This is a genomic window from Candidatus Hydrogenedentota bacterium (genome assembly GCA_035416745.1).
Taxonomy (GTDB): domain Bacteria; phylum Hydrogenedentota; class Hydrogenedentia; order Hydrogenedentales; family SLHB01; genus UBA2224.
This window is the reverse complement of sequence record DAOLNV010000041.1, coordinates 24,556-47,412: the sequence shown is the minus strand read 5'-3', so window position 1 is coordinate 47,412 and position 22,857 is coordinate 24,556. Positions and strand designations below refer to the sequence as shown.

Here is a 22,857-nt window from a genome sequence, read left to right as displayed (position 1 = left end):
GCACTGATTGGTGCTTCCCTGGCTGCGTCAGCATTGAGAACGCCCATTCTTGCGGTACTGGACGCGCTCGTTCCCGGAATCGTCGCAGGGGGGGCCGTTGCTCGAATTGGATGTCTTTTCGCCGGCTGTTGCCGGGGTATCCCGTCTTCGACTCCCTTCTGGGGAATAATCCAAGTCTTTTACTGGTGGCCGGCGCTCGACATGGCCGCCTTGATGGCGGCATTGGCGGGTGTCATTTATTTGCGGGCCAGACAAAGCGCGAACCATTCTATTTGTGGAAGTGTTACGGCTCTCTTTCTCGTCGCATACAGTCTGCCGCGTTTCTTGCTGGAGTTTGTCCGCGATGCTCAGCACATTCTCTATCCCTTTACTTATGGTCACGTGATGGCAGGTGTCCAGATGATAGCCGGCCTGGGGCTTGTCTTATGGTTGCGCACGCAGCGTGCGCGCACTGGTCATCCCGGCCTCGATGCATAGTTCCAGAGGACGCATCAGGATAAGACCCTCAGGCCGGGCAGATTGGGCCGCGCGAGGCTTGCGAGAGGGGCCTCAGGGGAAGGAGGCGGTCCCTGGGGCTGATGGCGGCTCATCAAGCCCCGGTGTCATGAAATGGCCTCGCGGAATGTATTCTGTACGCAGGCGCCGCATATTCGACGCGATTTGGCGCCATGGAGAAGTCGGGAAATGGTATACTTCTCGCCGCATTGACACAGTCAACAGACCTGTGGGAGCCATTGATATGGCTATGTTTATACCAGCGCGCGCATTGAGGGCCGGCAGGGAAAACACAGTATGGGGCGTATGGCGGAGGCGGGTGGAGAATTCGTCTGTCGTCCCAGGGTTTCGCAAAGCTTGAGAACGGAGAGTGCCATGACGGATTTCAACGAAACGAGCCGCCACGCCGGAACCCTCGTGAGCTGTCTGGCTGTTTCCATAACGCTCATGCTCCTGGCTGCGGGAACTGCGTTCGGAGGGGAGGACCAAGGCCAAATCGAGATTCTTGTCGGGACCGCTTCCGGCGGTCCGGGAGATGACGTCGATCTTGGCGTGGAACTCGTAACGAATGGCGAACAGCCCTCGGTCATCGTGGCAAAGCTGGTATACGATGCGGTCCAGTTGAGTTTTGTCGATGTTGAAGCTGGGGAAGCCGCGACGCAAGCCGGCAAATCGGTCGCCTATGATAATAAAACCCCCGGACTCGTGAGTATCGTTGTCTTTGGGGGGACTTCCGCCATGGCCGACGGAAATCTCTTGACCGTAACCTTTGCCATAAGTGGCGCCGCGCCCCCAGGTGTCCTGACAATTGCGGGCGACGGTTCTGAAAGCGTTGCCGCGCCGGACGGCACGCGCATTCCTGTTGTCCTGGAGCAAGGCAGCATCACGGTGAGCAATTGCCCGGCCGCACCCGCGGGCGTGTCCGCGAGCGACGGCAAGTATACGAACAAAGTGCGCGTCACGTGGAACGCTGCCGCACGCGCCAGCCAGTACAGGGTCTATCGCGACGGCACGGCAATCGGCAACTGGCAATCCGCAACAATCTATGACGACTACGGCGCTCAAGCAGCCGAGGTGGTGTCGCGGTGTGGAGCCCAACCGGAAATCACGTATCACAAGCATACGTACGCCGTGAAAGCAAAAAACAGCTGTGGGGAGAGCGATTTCGGTTCGGCCGACACCGGCTATCGGGGCGCATCAAAGGCTCTCGACGCGGACCTGAAGGTCTACGAGGAGGCTCTGCCCTCTTCGAATATCACCCCGTTCTCGGAGCTGGCCGTCCGGCTGACCTCGGCCGAATCGATTGACCCGGCCACCGTGTGGGCCCGCGTCGAAGGGGATGGCTGGACCGAGGAAGGCGGTCTGTGGCGGCCCACAACTCCGGGCGACGATTCCGACGGCTGGGTGGTTTTTGCGCCCGCGGCGCCTTGGCCCGCGGATGAGACCGTGACCCTTACGGCAGGGGCTCTTGCGGTCACCGGCGTCGAGGTGGGTCCAATCAGCCGCGAATTTCACATTGGGACGGCCATTGAAGCCGCGGCATCTGGCGAGCCGACAATTGTGGAAATGAGCATCGAAGAGGGTCTCCCTGCGCTGGGTGCCGATGTGGTGTCGCCGGCCTACCGAATTGGCCCCAACGGCGTGTTCGGCCAGCCGGTCTCGTTCTGGATTCCGGTTCCCGAGGGCGCTGACCCGGACGCCCTGGAGATCTACTACTTCAGCGAAACGGAAGAGCATCGGGGCTGGTACCCGGCTGAGAATGTAATCGGCTGGATGGCGCCCGATAGCCGGGCCGTAGTCGAAGAAGACGGGCAGTTCTTCATCGAAATCCTGGTCAACCATTCGGGCATTGTTCAGCTTGCCGACGCCCAGAGCGCGAAGGTGCTGGCTGACGCCGGTATTCTCCTCGCATTTGTGGCGTTGTTGGGTATGAAACTCGCCCGGCCCAACCGAAACAAGTGAGCGCAAGCCTCCTGATGATAAGGCCAAATGGCGCGCCGCGCAGGTTGATCCCGGCGTGTGCGGCGTTGTTATTTGCGGGGCGTTTGCTGGATGACCAGACCTCTGGCGAGGCCAAGGAATTCTTGTTTCCTTACCAGGGTGGGGACTTTCGTGGAGTGTGCAGCGGGAGAAATGGCGGCACGGATGAAAAGTGCGCATTTTGTCATTCCCCACGATTGCCTTATCGCATGTTCCAACAACATGCACGGACATCTGTTACAAGATGGGGCGTGAATGTGTATTGTATGAGCAGAAACCCCATGTTCTGCAAAGAGTCCTTGATCCTGGCACTTGTCAGGAGTGGTATAATCGTGACATGTTATGGAGGGTGACGGGGCTGTATTCTCGATGCTTGGCATCGGATTGGCTCGGGAAGGGATTGTGATCCGTGGCGGAAGTGCAGAAAGGGCGCAGAATGTGCCCGGAGGGATGCACGGTTCATGCTCAAGGCAATCCTAAGTGTGAGAAATGGAGAAAGCAATGAAAAGTCCTAAGGAGACCCGGGGTCACGTCAGGTTTTTCACGTTCTCTTTGACGCTGATCGCAGCGCTGACATTCTTGACGGCCGGCCAAGCTAGTGGTGCAATACAGATTACCGTTGGGTCGGTTTCCCCCGCTGCTCCGGGAAGCAATGTTCAAGTTCCTGTGAATCTTATTGCAGGCTCTGAAGAGCCATCTACCATCGTATTGAAGCTGGAACACCACGCGAAGCTGACGTACAGGAGCGTTGTCTTGGGACCGGCTGCCAACAACGCTGGCAAAGCTGTCGAAGTTAATAGCAGCCCAGGTTTTCTGGGACTGGCTGTTTACGAGGGGAAGGCGTCAATGGATGATGGGCTTCTCCTCACGGTGACTTTTGCGGTAAGCAACGACGCAGCAGATAACGAGGTGTTGGATGTCGGCGGCACTGGTTCAGCTGCCAATCCCAATGCCATAGAAATCCCCCTTGTTTTGACGGGAGGCACGGTTACCGTAGAGGCGGTCGGCGCGGTAGCGACGCCCCAGTTCTCGCCTGCGCCGGGAAGCTATACCTCGGCGCAGAATGTGACGATCACATGCGCAACGGCAGGCGCGACCATTCGCTATACGACAAACGGCTCCGACCCCACGGAGAGTTCGACCGCCTACAGCAGCCCCGTGCCCATCAGCACCACCACCACCCTCAAGGCGAAGGCCTGGAAGTCCGGCATGACCGCCAGCGGCGTCCAGACTGGTGCGTATGCGATATCGCCCCCCGGCACGGTGGCGACCCCCGAGTTCTCCCCCCCTCCGGGAAGCTATACCTCGGCGCAGAATGTGGCGATTACATGCGCGACGGCAGGCGCGACCATTCGGTATACAACAAACGGCTCCGACCCCACGGAGAGTTCGACCGCCTACAGCAGCCCCGTGGCCATCAGCACCACCACTACCCTCAAAGCGAAAGCCTGGAAATCCGGCATGACGGCCAGTGGCGTGCAGTCCGGCACGTATACAATCACTCCCCCCGGCACGGTCGCGACGCCCGAGTTCTCCCCCCTGCCCGGAACGTATACCTCGGCACAGAATGTGACGATTAGCTGCGCAACAGCGGGCGCAACAATTCGCTATACGACTACCGGTTCGGATCCTACGGAAAGTTCGACGGTTTATACCGGCCCGGTGTCCATCGCCGCCACGAAAACCCTGAAGGCCAAAGCCTGGAAATCGGGCATGACCGCCAGCGCCGTGCAGAGCGGCAAGTATACGATCACCCCCCCGGGCACGGTGGCGACGCCTGACTTTTCCCCCCCGCCCGGAACGTACACCTCAGCACAAAATGTGACCATTACATGTGCAACGGCAGGCGCGGCAATTCGTTATACGACAAACGGCTCGGACCCCACGGAAAGTTCGACTGCCTACACTGACTCAGTCGTAGTGGCCATCACCAGCACGAAAACGCTCAAGGCCAAAGCATGGAAGTCGGGCATGACCGCCAGCGACGTGCAGTCCGGCATATATACCATCGCCCCCGCCGAGACCGTGGCGACGCCCGAGTTTTCGCCCGCGCCCGGAACGTATGACACGGCCCAGAGTGTGACGATTACCTGTGCAACCGGCGGAGCAACGATTCACTATACAACAGACGGTTCGGAGCCCACGGAAAGTTCGGCAACCTATGGCGCCCCGGTAGCCATTGCCAGCACAACCACGTTGAAGGCGAAAGCCTGGAAATCCGGCATGACCGCCAGCGGCGTACAGTCCGGCATATATACCATCACCCTCGCCGACACCGTGGCGACGCCCGAGTTCTCGCCTGCGCCGGGAACGTATGACACGGCACAAGATGTGACGATTACCTGTGCAACCGGCGGAGCAACGATTCGCTATACAACGGATGGTTCGGACCCCACGGAAAGTTCGACCGCCTACGCCAGCCCGGTAGCCATTGGCAGCACAACCACGTTAAAGGCCAAAGCCTGGAAATCCGGCATGACCGCCAGCGGCGTACAGTCCGGTACGTATACGATTACGTGCTCCGCGCCGTCCGCGCCGACCAACGTGTCGGCGACTGACGGAACGTTCACCGACAAGGTTCAGGTGACCTGGAACGCGGTATCTGGCGCGGACCAGTATCAGGTCTATCGGGACAGCACTGCGGTCAGCGGCTGGCAGTCCGGCTTGTCTTACGACGATACCGGGGCCCAAGCGCCCGTTGTGACACCCGCGAGCGGCTGCGGCGGCAAAGAGACCATCACCTACAAGTACCATAACTACCGGGTGAAGGCTAAGAACAGCTGCGGAGAAAGCGATTTCAGTGCAGCCAATAGCGGTCATCGAGGCGCTTCGAAGGCTCTGGACCCGGATTTGAAGATTCACGAAGAGGCTTTCCCCGCCTCGGCTGCCGACCCGCTTTCGGAACTGGCGCTCAGGCTGACTTCGGCCGAGCCCATAGATCCCGCCACCGTTTGGGCGCGCGCCGAGGGAGACGGTTGGTGCGAAGAAGGCGGATTGTGGCGGCCGACGGTACCCGACGACGATTCCGACGGCTGGGTGGTAGTTGCACCCGCAGCGCCGTGGCCCGCCGGCGGAACCGTGCTCCTTACTGCGGGGGCTCTCACGGTCACCGGCGCCGAAGTGGGTCCGGTCAGCCGCGCGTTCCAGCTCGGAGAGGAGAAGGAGGGCCTTGCGCCTGCCGAGCCCACAATCGCGGAACTGGCCGGGGACGCGGATTTGCCGGTCTTGCTTGCTGATGTGCTGTCGCCAGCTTACCGGATTGGACCGGACCGCGTGTTCGAGGAAGCGGCGCCGTTCTGGATTCCGGTTCCCGAAGGCGCTGACCCGAACACTCTCGAAATCTACTACTTCAGCGAGGCGGAAGAGCATCGGGGCTGGTATAGAGGCGAGAATGTGCTGGGATGGATGGCCCCCGATAGCCGGGCCGTTGTTGAAGAAAACGGCCAGCTTTTCATTGAAATCCAGGTTAACCACGCAGGGATCGTTCAATTGGCCGACGCCCAAAGCGTGAAGGTGCTGGCTGACGCCGGCGTTTTCCTCGCATTTGCGGCGTTGTTAGGCATGAAATTCGCCCGCCGCAACCGAAAGAAGTGAGCATAGGCCGCTCTCTCAGAAGCAGTAATTTGGTTGCGGCTGCGTTGCGAGGGGGGATATCCGCGGCCTATGGAGGCCATAGGCCGCAGAGGTATCATGGGCCTTCTAAGGGCCGAGGTAATCCCAAATGCAGACCAACGGAGAAAACAATGAAGGCTTCCTGTAAAGAGGTCCATGGGCGCGCCGGGCTTTTCACATTCTGTTTGGCGCTCGCGGCGGCATTCACGCTGGTAGCGAGCGGGCAAGCCGCCGGTCAGAAGGGCCCCGGCGAGGTTCAGATTGACGTGGAATCCGTGTCGGCTGCATTGGGGAGTTCCGTCAACGTCAATGTCAACATCGTCACGAACGGGGAACAGCCTTGCGCCGTCGTGCTGAGGCTGGTCTATGATACGTCGAAGCTGACTTTTGTGCGTGTCGCGTTAGGGGAAGCTGCCAGCCAGGCTGACAAGACTTTGGATTCTCTCAATAATTCCGGTGTCTTAGCGCTGGTTGTCTATGGAAAGACTTCTGTTATAGGCGACGGTTGTCTTCTCACCGTGACGTTCATGGTAAAAAACACCGCGCAGGCCGGGGAAAAGCTGTCCGTTTCGGGGGATGGTTCTGAGAGCGCCGCCGATCCCAACGCTGTCCAGGTCCCTGTCGTCGTGGAGGGAGGTTTTATCACAGTGCTGGATAGCGCGGGCATGGTCGCAACGCCGGAAATCTCGCCCTCGACAACCACCGGCCAGAGTTCATATCAAATCGTGTTGAGCTGCGCAACCCAAGGAGCAACGATCAGGTACACGATAGACGGTTCGGAGCCGCTAGAAACCTCGGCCGCGTATAGTGGCGCCTTCACGCTGGCTGGCGAACAGAACTCGCAGAAGACGGTGAAGGCAAAGGCTTGGAAAAGCGGCATGATTGCCAGCAACGTAGCTTCCAGAACGTTTGCCTTTTCGTGCTCGGCCCCGGCCGCACCTGCCGGCGTGGCGGCGACTGATGGAACGTTTGCCGACAAGGTCCGCGTGACGTGGAGCCCGGTGTCTGGCGCGGAGCAGTACAGGGTCTTCCGCGATGGCACAGCCATTGGCGACTGGCAGTCCGAAGCGTTGTACGACGATACGGGGGCCCAAGCCCCGAATGTGACGCCGGCGAGCGGCTGCGGCGGACAAGAGACCGTTACCTACAAGTACCATACCTACACCGTCAAAGCCAGGAATACCTGCGGAGAGAGCAATTTGAGTGCATCCAACAGCGGCTATCGCCGCAACGCAAAGGCTCTGGACGCGGATCTGAAGATTTACGAAGAGGCTCTGCCCTTCTCGAATGCCACCCCGTTTTCGGAGCTTGCCATCAGGCTGACTTCGGCCGAGGCCGTCGACCCGGCCACCGTGTGGGCCCGCGTCGAGGGGGACGGCTGGTACGAGGAAGGCGGCACGTGGCGGCCGACAGCCCCCGGCGACGATTCCGATGGCTGGGTCGTGTTTGCGCCTGGTGCACTCTGGCCGGCGGGTGAGACCGTGATCCTGACGGGGGGAGCTCTTACCGCCACGGGCGTCGAAGTGGGTCCCGTCAGCCGCGAGTTCCTGATCGGAGAAGAAAAAGAGAGCACCGCGCCTGCCGAACCCGCAATCGCGGAAATGACCGATAGTTCGGGTTTGCCGGTGTTGCTTGCGGATGTGCTGTCGCCGGCCTACCGGATCGGACCGGAAGGTGTCTTCGACCAGCCGGTGCCGTTCTGGATTCCGGTTCCCGAAGGGGCGGACCCCAATACTCTCGAAATCTACTACTTCAGCGAGGCGCAGGAGCACCGAGGCTGGTATAGAGGCGAGAACGTGCTCGGCTGGATGACGCCCGACAGCCGTGCCGTGGTCGAAGAAGACGGGCAGCTGTTCATCGAGATCCAGGTCAACCATTCAGGGATTGTTCAGCTTGCCGATGCCCGAAGTGTGAAGGTTCTCGCCGACGCCGGCGTTTTCCTCGCATTCGCGGCGCTCCTGGGCATGAGATTTGCCCGGCGCAACCGAAGGAAGTGACTGGGTATCCCACGACGCGCCTTGAGAGCCGATGGCGCCACGCGCGCGGCTTTCAAGTAATCTCAGGCAAGTCGTCCGCGAAGGGCACGGTGTACGAGGCGCTCGGCATGACGTAACAGGTGGGAGCCGGCACGCCCGCCGTGGCCAGTTCCTCGCGGGCGCGTTCGAGCGCATCCTGCAAAGACTCCGCCTTTCGCGCCCTCAGGAGAGCCACGTTCTGCGGCGCCAGATCGGTCACGAACCAGGTTATCGGGGCTTTCTGGATAGTCGAGAGCGCGGTCTGTCCGTTGATTTCGCTGCGGCGGCGCAAACCCTCGATAACAGCCTCGCGGCTGCCCAGGCGGAGCCATTTCTCGAACTGCTCGCCGCCCAGCCCTTCTTCGCACCGCGCAGCCAACACGATGCGGCCGTTCGGCTTCACCGCCTGATAGGCATTGAACAAGGCCTTGTGGGCCTGTACATAGTTCTTGGGAGGGCCCGCCGAGGCGATAACCAAGTCTGCCTTCTCCCCTATCCGGACCCCGAACATCCGCAATGCAAACGCCGCCGCCTTGCGGTGGGCGGCATCGAGTTCGCCCACGAACACGCCGGCGATTGCGCCGTCGCGGTTTAAAACGGTGTTGACTATACCGGCCGTCTTGATCATTCGTCCGGCTTCGAGCATGTCTTCGGCCACCGGATTGCCGTCGAGATGCCCAATCCGGACGTCGGGATTCAACTCCCCGCTTTTGGGATCCAGGTTCAGTGAATGGTTTTCGGAAATGGCCTCAACGGAGCTGATCCCGGGAAGAATGGACTTCCGCCCGCCTCCAAACCCCCCAAAATAATGCAACACGACGGCGCCGGTGACGAGCACATGGTCCGCCTCGAGCGCCGCTGTGTTGACCATCACCCTTGTTCCCCGCGAGGTGGTGCCCGCATAAGTCATCCGCGCGGCATCGTGGGGATCATGGCACGCGACCTGGTTCTTGAATCGTTGATACGTCTGTTCCCCGAGAAGCATGCGCAGTTCATCGCCGGCAGGCGGCCGGTGAATGCCCGTAGCCACAAGAAAACGAATGCCGGCGTCGCGAACCCCGCGTTCGCCCAAAGCATCAAGGAGGGTGGGCAGAAGCTGGTCCACGCAAGTTCGCCTGAAACTGTCTGATACGATGATGAGCACTCGCTGGCCGGGTCTGACGTGTTCCAGGAGGGGCGAGGATAGTCCGTGCGGACTCTTGAGGCCTTCTCGCAAGGCGGCGGCACTATCGGGCAGGGCTGGCGTCGGCGCCACATCCAATACGTCGAGACAGCGCCCCCATTCAAGGTTCGCCTCCACGGCGCCGTCGCCGTATGGAAACCGTATATGCATAAGCGCCTCGTACAAGTTAGAAATCGAAATCGTCGGTAGCGTCTTCCGATTCACGATCCATTATGCAGATAGCCCACGTGGCTGCGAAAATCACGCAATCCGCGAGCCCTCCCGGGATATCAATCAGCGGCCTGGCCCACAAATGGCCGACGGTTGCCGGCAACAGGAAAAACAGGATTACCACCAGCGCGCAACCGCTGAAGCCTACCAGAAGCAGGGTTGAAAATAATTGGCGGCCGAGCGGCGCCAGACTCTGGCCCAGTTCTTTCCATTTCAGTTCCCCGTGAAACATGATCGCCGCGCCGACCGGAATTGCGATGACCTGCAGGACCAGGAACAACAACAGCATAAACTGTCCCGTAGGATCGTCGTTGTCCGCGGCAAGCAGTTTGCCGGCGACGTTGCCCAACATAATGATCAGGAGGTTCAGCATCAGCCAGATCGAGAAGAACCGTTTCATGGCGTCGCCAATGCCTCTAATCCGCCACAGCGGCCGGTCCAGGTCCTGTCCCATCCAGGAGAATGCGACCGTCTGCGCGAACGCCCAGACCCCGGCAAGCACCAAGTCGGAGCAGAATTCGAGAAGCCGGATGGACAGTTCGGGGTCTTCGGGTATCGCGCTGCCGGTCAAAGCATACATGGCAGCCAGCTTCACACTGGAAACGCCCATGGTCAGGCCGGCATAAAGGCCGAGCGCGCGCGGGTTTCGCACAATGGCGCGAAAGGCTTCCGGGATAATGGCCAAGGGATCAGTGTTCCGGTTCATGGGCCTCTGACAGGTTCTGCTGACGCCGGATGATGTATCGTGCGATTTTGTCCCGCGTTTCGTCGTCTGTCGCGACGAAAGAAGCCCGCACGAAACTCCGGCCCCCAGAAATGGGTAGAGTCGACACGATTCGCGCGAAGATGTCGAACGGCTCCTGGTCGTCCAGTTCCAGTGCGATTCGAAGTAAGACCTGCCCGGGAATCGGTTGTTGCACCACGAGCGCGCATCCGCCCGCGCTCAGGTTGGTGATGCGTCCTCGCAGCTTTGTCACCAGCGGCCGCTCCGCCAGCCGTTCCAGTTCCTGATCATCCAGCGGCTTGCTGATCACGCCGATCGATGTCGTCTGTTCGTGCCGCATCCGGTAGTCCCGGCGGGTTTGCAGACGGTCCAGGGAAGCGCTGTGGAGAAAAACGAACGCGGGCGGTTCCTCGCGCAATCCCGCGCACTCGAGCGTGAACACGTAACGGGCATCGTCTTCCCGCCACAGACGAGCGCGCACCCCAGCACCGGCCCGGAGTTCCTTCAGCGAGGGCACCTCGAGGTCATCCAGCGAAATGTAGAGATACGCTTCATCCACGGATTCTACGCGCCCCATATGCCACCGGGGCATCGTATCCGAAGTCAATGCCAACGATACTATCTGGCTCGGTGACAACTCCCGGGTAGACTGTATGCGCTGTCCCAGCGGAACGTAATCCAGCGCCAGCGCCACGCGCACATCGTGCAACAGCGCCCCCATCTGGGAGTACTGCCCGCGATCCCGGGATGCGAGCAGCTCCCCCATGACTTGTTCCACGCATTGCTCGAAATGCTGGCGGACGGTGACGGCTCGCAGGGGCTCCTTGGGAGACTGTTTCCGGATCAGCGCGCGCAAGGCCTTTTGTTCCTCGGGCGTCAGTTCCTTGTCGCGAATGATGCTTTCGACGGTTTCCCATTCGTTAGCGCGCTGCAGACGGGTGCGTTTTCGCTGCCGAAGACGTTCGACAGAGAACGCCACAATAATCAAACCGGCGAAGAGACCCAGCCCCCAGAGCAATTGAGCGAGGGTGGCTTGGGGAAAATCGATCATGGACGGGTCCTTCCTGCAAAAGCTGCCGATTCCCTGCGGCGCTGATTATAGGGCGGCTTATGGCCAGATGCAATCATTGCCGGGAGTGAAGAAGACAAATACGGAGGCTGCGCCGGGCGAACGAAACCAATGGGCAAACGGTCTTCGCTCTTCCTACGCCATCACGTCCTCGTCGCCGACCGAACTCACCAGGATCGTTGTGGTTCTGTCAAGCAGCATGTTCTGGTATTGGCTGAACCATGCCCGCTCATGGCCCACGGGAGGCACTTCGAACCCCAGAAAGACGCAGTCCGCGTCGGAGGAATGCTGCCGCAAGACATCCGCGAACGGCTCCTCGCTCACGACCACCTCGACCTGTGCTTCCATCCGCGCATCCTCCAACAACTGATAGAGGTCCTCGCGGGCCGACTCGCGCCCGGCCTCGTTGCCGATCTGCCGGAGGAGGCGGATCTCGGTCTGCGCCCATTCCCAATTACGCGTCAACAGGTGCGCGAGGATGACCATTAATCCGCCGTTTTTGAGACCGCGCCACCAGACATCTACGCGTTTGGGCCCGCTGGGACACAGAATTCTTCCCTCACGAATGACCACCACGCTCAAGCCAAGGTTTTTGGCTCGGCAGAACTCGCGCAGGTGGGTTTTGACCCGGGCCGATTCTTCTGACCATCCGAAGATGGCCACGTTCGCGCGGATCGGTCCCGTGCTGAGGGCCTGCATCACGCTCGTCATGCCGTTTTCGAGATTGTCGTCAATGACCACGATAGGAAACGCGTCGATACTGCGCTTCCGGCAGAACTCGCGTAATTGCCGGACGGCGGTACGCCGGTGCGCGGCCAATTCCTCGAAGTTACCCACCAGAACATTCGCCAGAAACACCACGCCGCGTCCGGCTTCCATCCAGATTGCCAGCGTCACGAGGGCTTCGCGGCGTTCCGGACTGCTTGAAAAGACCACTGCTGTCGGACGCCAATTCCTGGGGGATTCTTCCATTTCGGCGAGGTGCAGCAGGTTGGCTCGCGCGGAACGGTATGCGAACCCGCGCCGCGCGTCGCCGAAAGTTGTATCGAGTTCCCGCCGCTCGATATGCCACACCAGTGCGCCCAGAAACAGAGTTGCCGCGACGGCTATCCACGGATTGATGAACAGCGCCGCCCCGAAACACACGACACTGCCCAGAAGCGCCGTGCTCCAGTGAAAGAACCGGAATCGTGGGCGAAACGACGGATTCCCGCTGATGCCCTGAATAAGGGCCGCTATGTTCAGCATCCCGTAGCTGTAAAGAAAAAACTCCGTAACGACCCGCGCCACCAAATCGAGGGCGCCGTCTCCTGCTGCCGTGGTAGCCCAGCAAATGACGCTGATGGTCATCAGACCGCACAGGACGATGCCGCGCCGGGGCTCGTCGTTGCCCCGCGAACCCTTCGCGAACGGCCGTAACGACGGAAGAACGCCGTCGCGCGCCGCCGCTTGGAGTACGCGCGGCGCCCCCATGAAATTCGATAGTCCGCAGGAGAGCGCCGCCGCGAATATCCCCGCCGCCACAAGGAACCCGAGTTGAAACAGGGCGTCTTCTTTCAGCGTGAGATAGGGTTCGGCCATCAGGCGCTCGCGCGCAAACGCGCCCCCCGAGATAAGAATCTGCATGAAATAGACCGCCAAACTCACCCCAATGGCCGCAAACGCGCCCCGGGGAAAACTTCTTGCGGGCTCCCGGAGGTCCCCCGATGCACCGACGCCTGTCATGATGCCCGTAACCGCGGGAAAGAAAATGGCAAACACTGCCCAGAACGAAACAGTCCCCTCGGCAGGATCGTCGTGCGAGATAGCCGTAAACCCGGGCTTGAGATTGGCCACGAAAGTGTCCGGCGAGAACCGAAGCGCCGAACCCGCCAGAAACACGAAGATGGATACCGCCAACACCGCCAGGATGCCGTACTGAGCCTTGGTGACCACCCATCCCGCGCCGACATATGTCGCCGCAAACAGGCAGGCCCCCGTAGCCAGCGCCACTGCCTGGCCATATTCCTCCAACACGGGGAACGTCCGGACAAGCGCCTCGGTGAACCCGAGCACATAGAACGCTACCGACAGGCCGTGGGCAAGAAACAACATCACTCCAATGACGCTGCCGAACTCGGGGCCCAGCACCCGGCTGATCAGGTAATACGCTCCGCCACCCCGCACCTGCCCGTTGGTGTTCACGGCGCTCGTGGACAGAGCCGTCAGCAACATGATCGATTTCGACAGGAGAAGAACGGTCACAGCCCCCAGAATGCCTGCATGGGCTACAACAAGATTGGACCGCATGAACAGGACCACGCCCAGGCTTGTCAGGAGACAGGGCGCAAGTATCCCGCCCAACGAGCCGGACTGGCCTCGGCCCGTTGCGTTCGTTTCCGCAGTGGCACTATTCTCGCTCATAAGGCTGTTCTTGTGCGCGTTCTTGGAACATTGTTGCTTTGGGACAGGTGTATCAGGCGGTCACCCCGAACACCGGCTTGCGGGTCTTCCATCTTTCGCGCGTGAAATCCGGCACGCCGACCGGCGCGCTGCCCTGTGCGATGGATTCCCCCGACAGCCCCACGACGCTGCTCATCGTGGCGGAATCGTAGACATCGAGCGGCGTTTGTTTCTTGTTGCGAACCGCATCGAGAAACAGCGACAGTTCGAGGTAATCCGTGCCGCCGTGACCGCCTTGGCCGCCGCCCTCGCTCCACCAGGCATGGTTGTACTTTTCCTGGTACGGCGGGAACGGTTCCCATTCGTGATATCGGGGGCTCTGTCCCGTGAGATACACGGCGTTGCGCTGTTCGTTGTACAGCCCCAGCGTCCCTTGGATGAGCCACCGGTTGTCGTATGGGCGCGGCAACTGCATATCGTAGTTCACGATGACCGTCTTGCCCCCGTGGGTTTTGATGGTGGTCGTGACGATGTCGCCCTGGGCAAACTCTTTCTTGGCATTGGGGTGGTCCGGCCCGAACTTCCGCGCGAAATAAGCGTTGATGCCCCGCTGCGAGGTTGCCGTCGACGCGAGAGTCGCGAAAGCATCACCGCAGTTGATGTCCATCCAGCTCAGCACCGGTCCGAGGCTGTGTGTGGGATACTGGTCGCGGTTGTACTTGATCAGAAACTCGGCGGGCCACCGGTCATTGCCTTCCGCGTCAAAAAACCAGTGGTCGATGCAATCGTGAGAGTGGGCGCAATGGCAATGAACCATCTCGCCGAGCAATCCCTGTCGGATCATATTGAGGACGGCGAGGTTATCCTGGCGGAAACTCCAGTTTTCCAGCATCATGCACGGCACGCCGGTCTGCTCGGAGGTATTGACCAAGTCCCAGCACTGGGCCACATCGAGCGCTGCGGGCACCTCGACCCCCGCATACTTTCCGTGGCGCATCGCGCTCACCGCCATGGGCGTGTGCCACTGCCAATATGTCGCGATGATGACCGCATCCAGGTCGTCCCGCGCCATCAACTGCTCATACGCCAGATCGTCTCCGCCGTATCCCTCGGGTTTGGGTTGCCCGGCCTCCTCTATAAGCGCCTGGGCACGGGCGAGGTGCTCCGGATTGATGTCGCACACCGCCGGAATCTGCACCCCCGGTATCCCAAGCATGGTCCGGGTCAGACCTGTGCCCCGGTTACCCACGCCCACAACGCCCACGCGGACCGGTTTCGGCTGTCCCGCACCTTCTTGACCTGCCGCCGACAACACTATCCCCGCCGACGCAGCCACACCCATCCCTACAAACTCCCTGCGCGACCAGTTTCGTGTCATTTCTCGAGCCTCTCTTACGCAGCCTTCCTTCAATCCCCAACGAAGGAATTTGAGTGTAGCTATTTTCCGCCTACAGGGCAAGATCGCAGAAGACGAAAGCAAGGCGCCGGCCGGAAGCGTGCCCGAGAGTCTCCAAACGCCTGAGTTACCAATATCTTGAGTCGATCAACTAGAATGCGCCGCAAGTGCGGGTCTGAAAGTGTTTTGGAGAGGCCCTTATGAATCCATCGAAAATGCATCGAACAGCGCGGATGTGCATGGCTGTCCTTGTGCCTGTCGTGGCGTACGCGGCAGCGGGGGAATCCTCTGCGCAGACGGAAGAGTCTCTTGTCAAAGCCATTGTCGAGCCCTTGGAAGAACTTGGAGTATCGCTTAATCCGGACGGCAATATCGCCCTCAGGAATGGCCTCATCGAAGACGTGGAGACCCACACGGCGCACAAATTCCGCGACCTGATCGTCACGGACATTTTCGAAGAACGCTGGCCGGGTCCCGACGGCCAAGAACAGACGGTCGTTGTGACAGCCGAAATCTGGACAAAGGCAATCCAGGCCGCCCTCGACCAGAGCGGCTGCGCATTTGTCCCCGGCCGCCCACAACCCTATTATCTCGATAGCCCCATCATCATGCGTTCGGGATACAAGCTCATCCTCGAGCGGACGGCTGAAATTCGATTGAAACCCGGTTCGAACTGCTGCATGGTCCACAACGAGCACCTTGTTTCGGGTCAGAACGGTCCCGTTTCCACAGGCTCCGGCTCCGACTCGGACATCCTGGTCGCCGGAGGTATCTGGACCACCCTGGCGACATCCCCGGCTCAATCCAACGGCAACGTGACCGCCCGCGCTCCGGCCGTGCCGGACTTCAATTCGCACGGCGTCATAGTCCTGAGCAACGTGCGGCGGGCGCTGGTTCGAGACTTAACAGTCCGACAGTGCAGACCCCACGCCATCCAGTTGAGCAATTGCGAGGAGTGGTGCGTCGCCAATGTGCGGTTTGAAGAGCAGCGCCGGGACGGAGTCCATATCAATGGCCCTGCGCGGCACGGCGTCATCCACAACATTCGCAACGCGCGAGGTACGATGGGCGACGACATGATTGCTCTGAATGCCTGGGACTGGATGAACACAAGCATGTCATTCGGCCCGATCCACCACATTCTGGTGGACGGGGTATCGGGAGACTCGGGCGATGCGCCGCAAGCCGGCCAATGCTCGGAGATCCGCCTGCTTGCGGGGACAAAGCACTATCCCGGCGGTGCAACCCTCGCCTGCGACATCGAAAACGTCGTCATACGGAACATCCAGGGCATTCGCACGTTCAAGATGTACGATCAGCCCAATCTCGAACTCGGACGCGAAAACGATTTCGCCGACCCGATCGGCCAATTGCGAAACCTGCATTTTCGAAACATCGCCCTTGACCGCCCCTCCTCTCCCCCCCTGTTCCAAATCGCGATGAACGGTGACGGCATCTGCATTCAGAATGTGGCCCTCGGGTTCGCGCCGCCTCCGGATTTCAAACTCGTCCAGGTCGGCCCCATGTCGCAGACGTTCACATTTGGAGCAAACGACCCGGCGAAGTGGGTCGAGATCTTCTCGCCCGACAAGGACTGCACCGTGCGCGGTCTTACTATCGAGAACGTCACCGCGCCTTCCCCGGCCGAACAAAGCCCAGCCGCGATTGATCCTGGAACGCTGATCACAGTGATTCGACAGACCGTCAACGAAGACTATCCCAATTCGACGCCGCGCGGAGGCGTCGGGAAAGGAATCCTGCTGCCGTGAAAACAGCCCCAACACCATCCGTTCTACTATCAAGATGCCGCGAGCACTGCGAACAAAGTCAGATTAAGGATGCCGCTTATGGAGAAACAGTCCCTGCCCTACAACAAAATCATCTTCGTGTGCGTGAACGAGCGCGGACCCGGCGAACGGGCATGTTGCGCCAACAGCGGCGGCGCGGCGCTGCACGCAAGACTCAAGGAAATGGTCAAGGAACGCGGACTTCGCGGGCGAATTCGGGTCAGTAAGTCCGGCTGCATGAACCGATGCGAAGCCGGACCCAATATCATGGTGTTCCCCGACAACGTCTGGTATTCGCACGCCGGCGAGGGCGACGTTGAAGCCATTTTCGAGTGCCTGGTCGAATCCCTCCGCGCCGAGGGTCAGTTGCCAAAGGCCTGCGAAGGCTGATCTCCGGGCTTATTCGATCACGACGACCTCGCGCTCAAGCGACACCCCGAACCTTTCTTTCACGGCCTTCTGGCAGAGGAGCATGAGCCCCATGATGTCGTCGAAGGTCGCGCCGTCTTCGTTCATGATGAAATTCGCGTGCATCGGGCTTACGACAGCCCCGCCGAGACGCCTTCCCTTCAGGCCGCACGCTTCAATGAGCCGCCCGGCATGATCGCCCTCGGGGTTCTTGAAAACGCTTCCGCAGCAATACCCCTGGGGCTGGCTTTCGCGGCGGCGGACCATGTAATGCTCGTACACCGCCTGCTGATCCTTCGTCGACACACGGAATTGAAAGACACCCTGCAGGATGACGTGTCCGGGCGGACAAAACGTCTGGCCCCGGTAGCCGTAAAGCGACGGTTCCATAAGAACCGTACGGCTTCCCTCGGGGCCAATCACCTCGGCGCTTTCGAGCCACTGGCACGTGGTGCCGTTGATGGTGCCCGCATTCATGTACATCGCGCCGCCGACGGACCCGGGGATACCGGTGAGGCCTCCCACGCCTTCGTAGTTGTGGGGCAGCATCACGTCCTGCACCAGATCGTTCAGTTCCACGCCGCATTCCACGCGGTACCGGTCGCCGCCCAAGGCCTCGATACCGTCGAGGCCGACGGTGATGAGCGCCGCGCCATCGAAACCCTTGTCGCTGATGAGAACGTTCGAACCACCGCCAAGGATCAGCGTGCGCAAGGGTTGCCCGGCAAGCCAAAGGTAGGCGTCCTGAGCCTCCTCGAGAGTCCGCGGCAACAACGCCCACCGCGCCGCCCCTCCTACGCGGTAACGGGTCAACGGCGCCAGCGGATACTCGGCTTCTGCGAACTCGAACGGCGGTGTTTCCATGCCCTAAGAATACCGCAAAGACAGGCGCGGTTCCTATGGGGGCATCGGTCCTCCAGGACTTGTATCTTGTTCTTTACAGCAAGGCCAATGCTTCGCACGAAGAGACCGGATTGGATAGCCAACGGCGCGAGGTATGCCAACCCAGCCCGAAGACCACGAGAAGCACGCCTGCAATCCCGCTCCATGCCCAACATGCCCGGTGCGCCAACGGCGCGAGACATACCTACCCGGCCTGAAGGGCCAGGGACGCAGGCTGGGCTGCTCCTGCAGGGCTGAAAGCCCGAGACATCATGGAGTCCGAAGCTTGATGACAGCGCCTGAAATCTTTAGCATGCTTTCCGACAGCCTTAGCCGCGGGGGACGCACGAGGCCTCCAGGGGGACTGCACAGGAGATTACACATGACTCAAACCGCTTCCGGCCAGCTTATTGAGAAGGTGCAATCGCTCAAGGACAACCTCGGACAGGTGATCCAGGGCAAACCCGAGGCCATCGAACTGCTGGTGACGGCCCTCCTTGCGGGCGGCTCGGTGCTCATGGAGGACGTGCCGGGCGTCGGCAAGACCACGCTGGCGAAGGCCCTGGCGAAATCCATCGATGCGACGTTCCACCGTGTACAGTTCACGCCCGACCTGTTGCCCAGCGACATCCTGGGTTCGTCGATATATAACCCCGCGAACGGGACGTTCACCTTCCGCCAAGGACCGATCTTCAGCAATGTCCTGCTGGGCGACGAAATCAACCGCGCCTCGCCGCGCACCCAGTCGGCTCTGCTCGAGGCAATGAACGAGATGCAGGCGACCATTGAAGGCACGAGCTATCCCCTGCCCGCCCCGTTCCTCGTGATCGCCACCCAGAACCCGGTCGAGTACCACGGCACCTACCCCCTGCCCGAGGCCCAGCTCGACCGCTTCCTGGTGCAACTGGACCTGGGCTATCCCGAGGCGGACGCCGAAGTCAGCATCCTGTACGCCCAGGCGGAATCGCACCCCCTCGAACGCATCTCGTCCGTGCTTACACGCGAAGACGTCATAGCCATGCAGCGCGCCGTGCGTAAAGTCTCGGTCGAGCATAGCGTTTCGCGTTATGTGGTCGAGATCGTCCGGCGTACGCGCGAGAGCGAACTGCTCAAGCTCGGGGTGAGCCCGCGGGGCTCGCTCATGTTGTTCCGCGCGGCCCAGGCAGCCGCATTCATCGATAACCGCGGCTACGTCATCCCGGACGACGTCCAGCGTCTCGCGCCAGCGGTTCTGGCCCATCGCATGGTGCTCACGTCCAAGGCGAAATACGCCGGTACAACGAAAAAGGAAATTATTCGGGAATTGTTGGAAGAAGTCCGGGTACCGACATGAAACGGCGGCGGACCGATAGTCTGGAACGCTTCACCCGGTTTCTCTGGCTGTACAAACTGACGCCGGCCGGACGGATTCTTGTCGCCACGGGGATCATCACGGGCACCCTGGCCGCGCCGTCACTCGAGATCCCCGCGTTTCAGACGTTTCTGACCCTGTTTTGCGTGGGTTTCATCGCGTTTCTGGTGAACCTCTTCGCCCGTCCCCGCGTCGAGGTAACCGGACACTTCCCCGACAAAGCCACGGCCAAGCACCCGGTCACCGGCGCCTTCGTCGTGCGCAACAAGGGACTGTTGCCCGCCCTCCGGCTCGGCGCGGGCTATTTCGGCCTGCACCGCGCTTTGAAACAGCAACAAATCGAGCGGGAACTACCGAGCTTGGGGCGTCATGAGGCAGCCACCCTCCCCATCACCCTGGAACCCTTGCGCCGGGGGCTCTATCCTTTGCCGAAGCTGCGGGTGTTCTCGACGTTTCCGTTCAACATCTGCCGCACCGGAAAGGCCCACAACAGCAAGAGCAGCCTGCTTGTGCTGCCCGATTTCCATCCCATTGCGGGCGTTGACGTGCCCATCGGCACCCGTTACCAGCCGGGCGGCATCGCGCTGACCTCCGACGTGGGCGAATCGCCCGAGTATATCGGAAACCGCGAATACCGCGAGGGCGACCCCATCCGTCACATCGATTTCCGGGCGTGGGCGCGCATTGCGCAACCCGTCGTGCGCGAATACCAGGAAGAGTACTACTGCCGCGTCGTCCTCGTACTGGATACGTACATACCTCGAAACCGCTGGCTGCGCCCGCGCGGAGGATTCCGGGATCTCGAGGCAGCGGTAAGTCTGGCAGCGTCCGTGGCGGACGCCCTGTCGCGCGGCGAGTACATCATCGACATCTTCGCGGCGGGACCCGAGTTGTACGTGTTCCGCGCAGGCCGCCACACCGCTCACCTGGAAAACGTGCTCGAGATTCTGGCCTGTGTCGATGAGTGCCGCACCAACCCCTTCGACAAAGTCGCTCCGGCGCTGACAGACGAGCTGGGCAGCATCTCGACCGTCGTCTGCGTGCTGCTGGATTGGGACGCGTCGCGCGAGGCCCTCATGCGGGCGGCGGTCGAGGCCGGCTGCAGCACCAAGGTTATCCTTGTGCGCGACAAGCCGCCCGCCATGGATTACGGCCCTGCCGAGGATTGGCTTGGCCCCATTCTGAGCCTTTCTCCGTCCGAGGTCTTCGCTGGAGGCATCGAACAGCTATGATGTGGCGGCGGCTCATCACGTTCGGGCTCATCGCGGTGCCGGCAGCCATGACGGCGCTGTTGTCCATGCGCTACTACTTCTCGGGCGCGCTCATAGCGGTGGCGCTCGCGGGCGTGCCCGGCGCATGGCAGATCCGTATGCGGCGCGACCGGCAGGTTCTTCTGCTCGTGGCGATCATTATCGCGTTCGCGCTGAAATACCGGTTGCTTCCGCTGACCACGATCGGCAACTCCACCCTGCCCTTCTTCTCGCTGTCGCCGCTCATGGAATACTCGTTCGCACACGCCATGGCCCAGGGGCTGCTGACATTTCTGACGGCCCTGCTTTTCCTGCGCCGCGAGAAGGGCTTGCCGTTATACGTACCCCTGTTGTCGGCCAACGCCATGGTTCTTGCGGGCAACATCCCTTCTGTAGGAACAGGCGCAGGCAAGCCCACCTACCTCTGGCTGTCCCTCGTTCTGGCCAGCCTCACCGCGTTGTATTTCATGACCTTTCAGACGCGCTTCCCCAATGGCCCGGACCGCCGGTCACGCGCGACCTCTATGGCCACGCCGGTATTGCTGGCGGCAGCCCTCGCGGCGGGCGCCGTATCAAGCCAACTGCTGTACCGGTACCGTAACGACATCGATGGGTTCCTTGGACGGCTCACTTACCGTATGAACCAGGGCGACACGGTCGGTTTCTCGCGGAACGGCCGCCTGGGAAGTGTCGCGGCGATGCAGGCAGAGGGCGGCGCCGCCGTAGCCCTGCGCATCTTCTCTGACACGCCTCCCGGCTACCTGCGAGGCATGGCATTCGACACGCTCCAGGGCGCTAATTGGGATATGCGCGGCCAGACCTTTCAGGCCAGGGCCGTTGTGCCTTCCGCCCATGCCCCCAAACCCGAACCCGGCGAAGAGTCGTTCCGCCTGCGCGACACGCCATCCGAAACCGGCCCGTGGCGCACGCTTGGCATTTTCCCTTCAGGAAGAGCCCAGTATGCGGCGTTCAGCCCCCTCGGGGCCGTATATATGTATGCTCACCGAGGAAGCCTTTCAGTGGACAGCGAGGGGACGCCTGTCAGCAGTTCCATCCCGGAACGCGCTTCGTACCGGGTGGCCGTCCCCGAGAACCCGGAGTTCAGCGAACTCTCGGATGCGCGGCGGGAACAATTGACCGCCCTGCCGGAGACCACTGACCCGCGCGTGAGGGAGCTGGCGAGCCGTCTCACGCGCGAATGTCGTACCGCCCGCGAGAAGATCGAGGCCGTCACGCAGTTCTTCACGTCCAACTTCACCTATCAGCTCGGCATCGAGATCCCGGAAGACGAAGACCCCATCACCTACTTTCTGCTCAACCGGCCCCCGGCCCACTGCGAATACTTCGCGAGCGGGGCGGCCGTGTTGCTGCGTCTGGCGGGAATACCCGCGCGCTATGTCACGGGTTATATGGTGGGGGCGAAGAATACCTACGGCGGGTATTGGATCGCGCGCGACAGAGACGCCCACGCTTGGGTCGAGGCGTACGACCCCGGCCGCGGATGGGTGCTGGTCGAGGCCACGCCGCCGGGGGGACGTCCCTCGCCCGAGGGCGGACGCCTGCGCCAGCTCTGGGACTATCTCAAATACCGCCTGCAAGCGTTCCTCGAGGCCTGGGCCCAGGGCGATTTCAAGGCCATGCTCGCAGCGGCGGGCGTACTGTTGGGGGAGCTGCTCAAAGCCCTGTTGACGAGCCCCTGGACTTGGCTCGCCCTCGCCGCCGTGGCCGCCGGGCTGGTGCGGCGGCGCTGGAAACGGCGCGCGCCGGCCGCCGGCCCGCTCATCCCGCCCCAGGTCAAGACTTGCCAGAAGATGCTCGCCCGTATGGACGGCCACGTCGCCGCTATGGGCCATACCCGGCCTCCACACGAAACCCTGAACCGGTTCGCTGAACGCCTCGAAGAAGCCGAAATGCCACGGCCTGCCGGGTGGTACCACGCCTACGTCGAGGTGCGCTACCTGCAAGACATCCCCGAGAAGGCCTTGGAAAGCCTCGCAAGAGAGCTGGAGACGGTCACGTCTCAACGAAAGGCATAGCGGAAGGAGTCCTCTGGGCCGGGCGGGTATTTCAGGGTTTTGGGGAACCTACGCGTCTCATTGGTCCCATTCTGGAA

Annotated in this window: 15 protein-coding genes; 9 read left to right on the top strand and 6 right to left on the bottom strand. The window is 61.2% G+C overall.

The window, feature by feature from the left end; all coding sequences use genetic code 11:
- From PLJ71_13270 to PLJ71_13255, 4 genes are all read left to right on the top strand, one after another.
- Window positions 1-477: prolipoprotein diacylglyceryl transferase (locus tag PLJ71_13270; GenBank protein ID HQM49652.1), on the top strand; the 477-nt coding region annotated here is incomplete at its 5' end.
- Between the two features lie 393 nt (window positions 478-870).
- The gene (locus tag PLJ71_13265; protein HQM49651.1) at window positions 871-2,457 is read left to right on the top strand and encodes a cohesin domain-containing protein; all 1,587 of its coding nucleotides are present in this window, start codon (window positions 871-873) and stop codon (window positions 2,455-2,457) included.
- A gap of 864 nt (window positions 2,458-3,321) precedes the next feature.
- Window positions 3,322-6,069, top strand: coding sequence for a chitobiase/beta-hexosaminidase C-terminal domain-containing protein (locus PLJ71_13260; protein HQM49650.1), 2,748 nt, complete (start codon window positions 3,322-3,324; stop codon window positions 6,067-6,069).
- A gap of 149 nt (window positions 6,070-6,218) precedes the next feature.
- Window positions 6,219-8,084, top strand: coding sequence for a chitobiase/beta-hexosaminidase C-terminal domain-containing protein (locus PLJ71_13255; GenBank protein ID HQM49649.1), 1,866 nt, complete (start codon window positions 6,219-6,221; stop codon window positions 8,082-8,084).
- Between the two features lie 52 nt (window positions 8,085-8,136).
- On the opposite strand, the gene larA is transcribed toward PLJ71_13255, so the two are convergent.
- The 5 genes from larA to PLJ71_13230 all read right to left on the bottom strand — a co-directional run bounded on the left by larA (window position 8,137) and on the right by PLJ71_13230 (window position 15,048).
- A complete protein-coding gene (larA, locus tag PLJ71_13250; protein HQM49648.1) occupies window positions 8,137-9,435 on the bottom strand; it encodes a nickel-dependent lactate racemase in 1,299 nt (432 codons plus the stop codon).
- Window positions 9,436-9,451: 16 nt separating this feature from the next.
- A complete protein-coding gene (locus tag PLJ71_13245) occupies window positions 9,452-10,201 on the bottom strand; it encodes a hypothetical protein (GenBank protein HQM49647.1) in 750 nt (249 codons plus the stop codon).
- A complete protein-coding gene (locus PLJ71_13240) occupies window positions 10,185-11,270 on the bottom strand; it encodes a PilZ domain-containing protein (GenBank protein HQM49646.1) in 1,086 nt (361 codons plus the stop codon). Before PLJ71_13240 ends, PLJ71_13245 begins: the two co-directional genes overlap by 17 nt.
- 153 nt (window positions 11,271-11,423) lie before the next feature.
- Window positions 11,424-13,691, bottom strand: coding sequence for a hypothetical protein (locus PLJ71_13235; protein HQM49645.1), 2,268 nt, complete (start codon window positions 13,689-13,691; stop codon window positions 11,424-11,426).
- A 52-nt stretch (window positions 13,692-13,743) separates the two neighbouring features.
- Window positions 13,744-15,048 (bottom strand): Gfo/Idh/MocA family oxidoreductase, encoded by a 1,305-nt coding sequence (locus PLJ71_13230; GenBank protein ID HQM49644.1) that lies wholly within the window; start codon window positions 15,046-15,048, stop codon window positions 13,744-13,746.
- Between the two features lie 218 nt (window positions 15,049-15,266).
- Between PLJ71_13230 and PLJ71_13225 the strand changes: the two genes are divergently transcribed.
- Together PLJ71_13225 and PLJ71_13220 are read left to right on the top strand one after the other, a co-directional pair.
- A complete protein-coding gene (locus tag PLJ71_13225) occupies window positions 15,267-16,835 on the top strand; it encodes a hypothetical protein (GenBank protein HQM49643.1) in 1,569 nt (522 codons plus the stop codon).
- A gap of 78 nt (window positions 16,836-16,913) precedes the next feature.
- On the top strand, window positions 16,914-17,243 hold the full coding sequence (locus PLJ71_13220) for a (2Fe-2S) ferredoxin domain-containing protein (GenBank protein ID HQM49642.1): 330 nt from the start codon (window positions 16,914-16,916) through the stop codon (window positions 17,241-17,243).
- A gap of 9 nt (window positions 17,244-17,252) precedes the next feature.
- Here PLJ71_13220 and murB read toward each other — a convergent pair whose 3' ends face one another.
- Entirely contained in the window at window positions 17,253-18,125 is an 873-nt protein-coding gene (gene murB, locus PLJ71_13215) for a UDP-N-acetylmuramate dehydrogenase (protein HQM49641.1), read from the bottom strand.
- A 400-nt stretch (window positions 18,126-18,525) separates the two neighbouring features.
- Between murB and PLJ71_13210 the strand changes: the two genes are divergently transcribed.
- The 3 genes from PLJ71_13210 to PLJ71_13200 are packed head-to-tail and all read left to right on the top strand — an operon-like array spanning window position 18,526 to window position 22,780.
- A complete protein-coding gene (locus PLJ71_13210) occupies window positions 18,526-19,476 on the top strand; it encodes a MoxR family ATPase (protein ID HQM49640.1) in 951 nt (316 codons plus the stop codon).
- On the top strand, window positions 19,473-20,726 hold the full coding sequence (locus PLJ71_13205) for a DUF58 domain-containing protein (protein ID HQM49639.1): 1,254 nt from the start codon (window positions 19,473-19,475) through the stop codon (window positions 20,724-20,726). Before PLJ71_13210 ends, PLJ71_13205 begins: the two co-directional genes overlap by 4 nt.
- The gene (locus tag PLJ71_13200; GenBank protein ID HQM49638.1) at window positions 20,723-22,780 is read left to right on the top strand and encodes a transglutaminase-like domain-containing protein; all 2,058 of its coding nucleotides are present in this window, start codon (window positions 20,723-20,725) and stop codon (window positions 22,778-22,780) included. Before PLJ71_13205 ends, PLJ71_13200 begins: the two co-directional genes overlap by 4 nt.
- The last annotated feature ends 77 nt before the right edge of the window (window positions 22,781-22,857 follow it).

Bases quoted from the DNA above. Each gene is read 5' to 3' on its own strand.
- larA (HQM49648.1), bottom strand. From the start codon at position 9,435: ATGCATATACGGTTTCCATACGGCGACGGCGCCGTGGAGGCGAACCTT.
- PLJ71_13240 (HQM49646.1), bottom strand. From the start codon at position 11,270: ATGATCGATTTTCCCCAAGCCACCCTCGCTCAATTGCTCTGGGGGCTG.
- PLJ71_13200 (HQM49638.1), top strand. From the start codon at position 20,723: ATGATGTGGCGGCGGCTCATCACGTTCGGGCTCATCGCGGTGCCGGCA.
- PLJ71_13260 (HQM49650.1), top strand. From the start codon at position 3,322: ATGGATGATGGGCTTCTCCTCACGGTGACTTTTGCGGTAAGCAACGAC.
- PLJ71_13230 (HQM49644.1), bottom strand. From the start codon at position 15,048: ATGACACGAAACTGGTCGCGCAGGGAGTTTGTAGGGATGGGTGTGGCT.
- PLJ71_13220 (HQM49642.1), top strand. From the start codon at position 16,914: ATGGAGAAACAGTCCCTGCCCTACAACAAAATCATCTTCGTGTGCGTG.
- PLJ71_13245 (HQM49647.1), bottom strand. From the start codon at position 10,201: ATGAACCGGAACACTGATCCCTTGGCCATTATCCCGGAAGCCTTTCGC.
- PLJ71_13205 (HQM49639.1), top strand. From the start codon at position 19,473: ATGAAACGGCGGCGGACCGATAGTCTGGAACGCTTCACCCGGTTTCTC.
- PLJ71_13225 (HQM49643.1), top strand. From the start codon at position 15,267: ATGAATCCATCGAAAATGCATCGAACAGCGCGGATGTGCATGGCTGTC.
- PLJ71_13235 (HQM49645.1), bottom strand. From the start codon at position 13,691: ATGAGCGAGAATAGTGCCACTGCGGAAACGAACGCAACGGGCCGAGGC.
- PLJ71_13210 (HQM49640.1), top strand. From the start codon at position 18,526: ATGACTCAAACCGCTTCCGGCCAGCTTATTGAGAAGGTGCAATCGCTC.
- murB (HQM49641.1), bottom strand. From the start codon at position 18,125: ATGGAAACACCGCCGTTCGAGTTCGCAGAAGCCGAGTATCCGCTGGCG.
- PLJ71_13255 (HQM49649.1), top strand. From the start codon at position 6,219: ATGAAGGCTTCCTGTAAAGAGGTCCATGGGCGCGCCGGGCTTTTCACA.
- PLJ71_13265 (HQM49651.1), top strand. From the start codon at position 871: ATGACGGATTTCAACGAAACGAGCCGCCACGCCGGAACCCTCGTGAGC.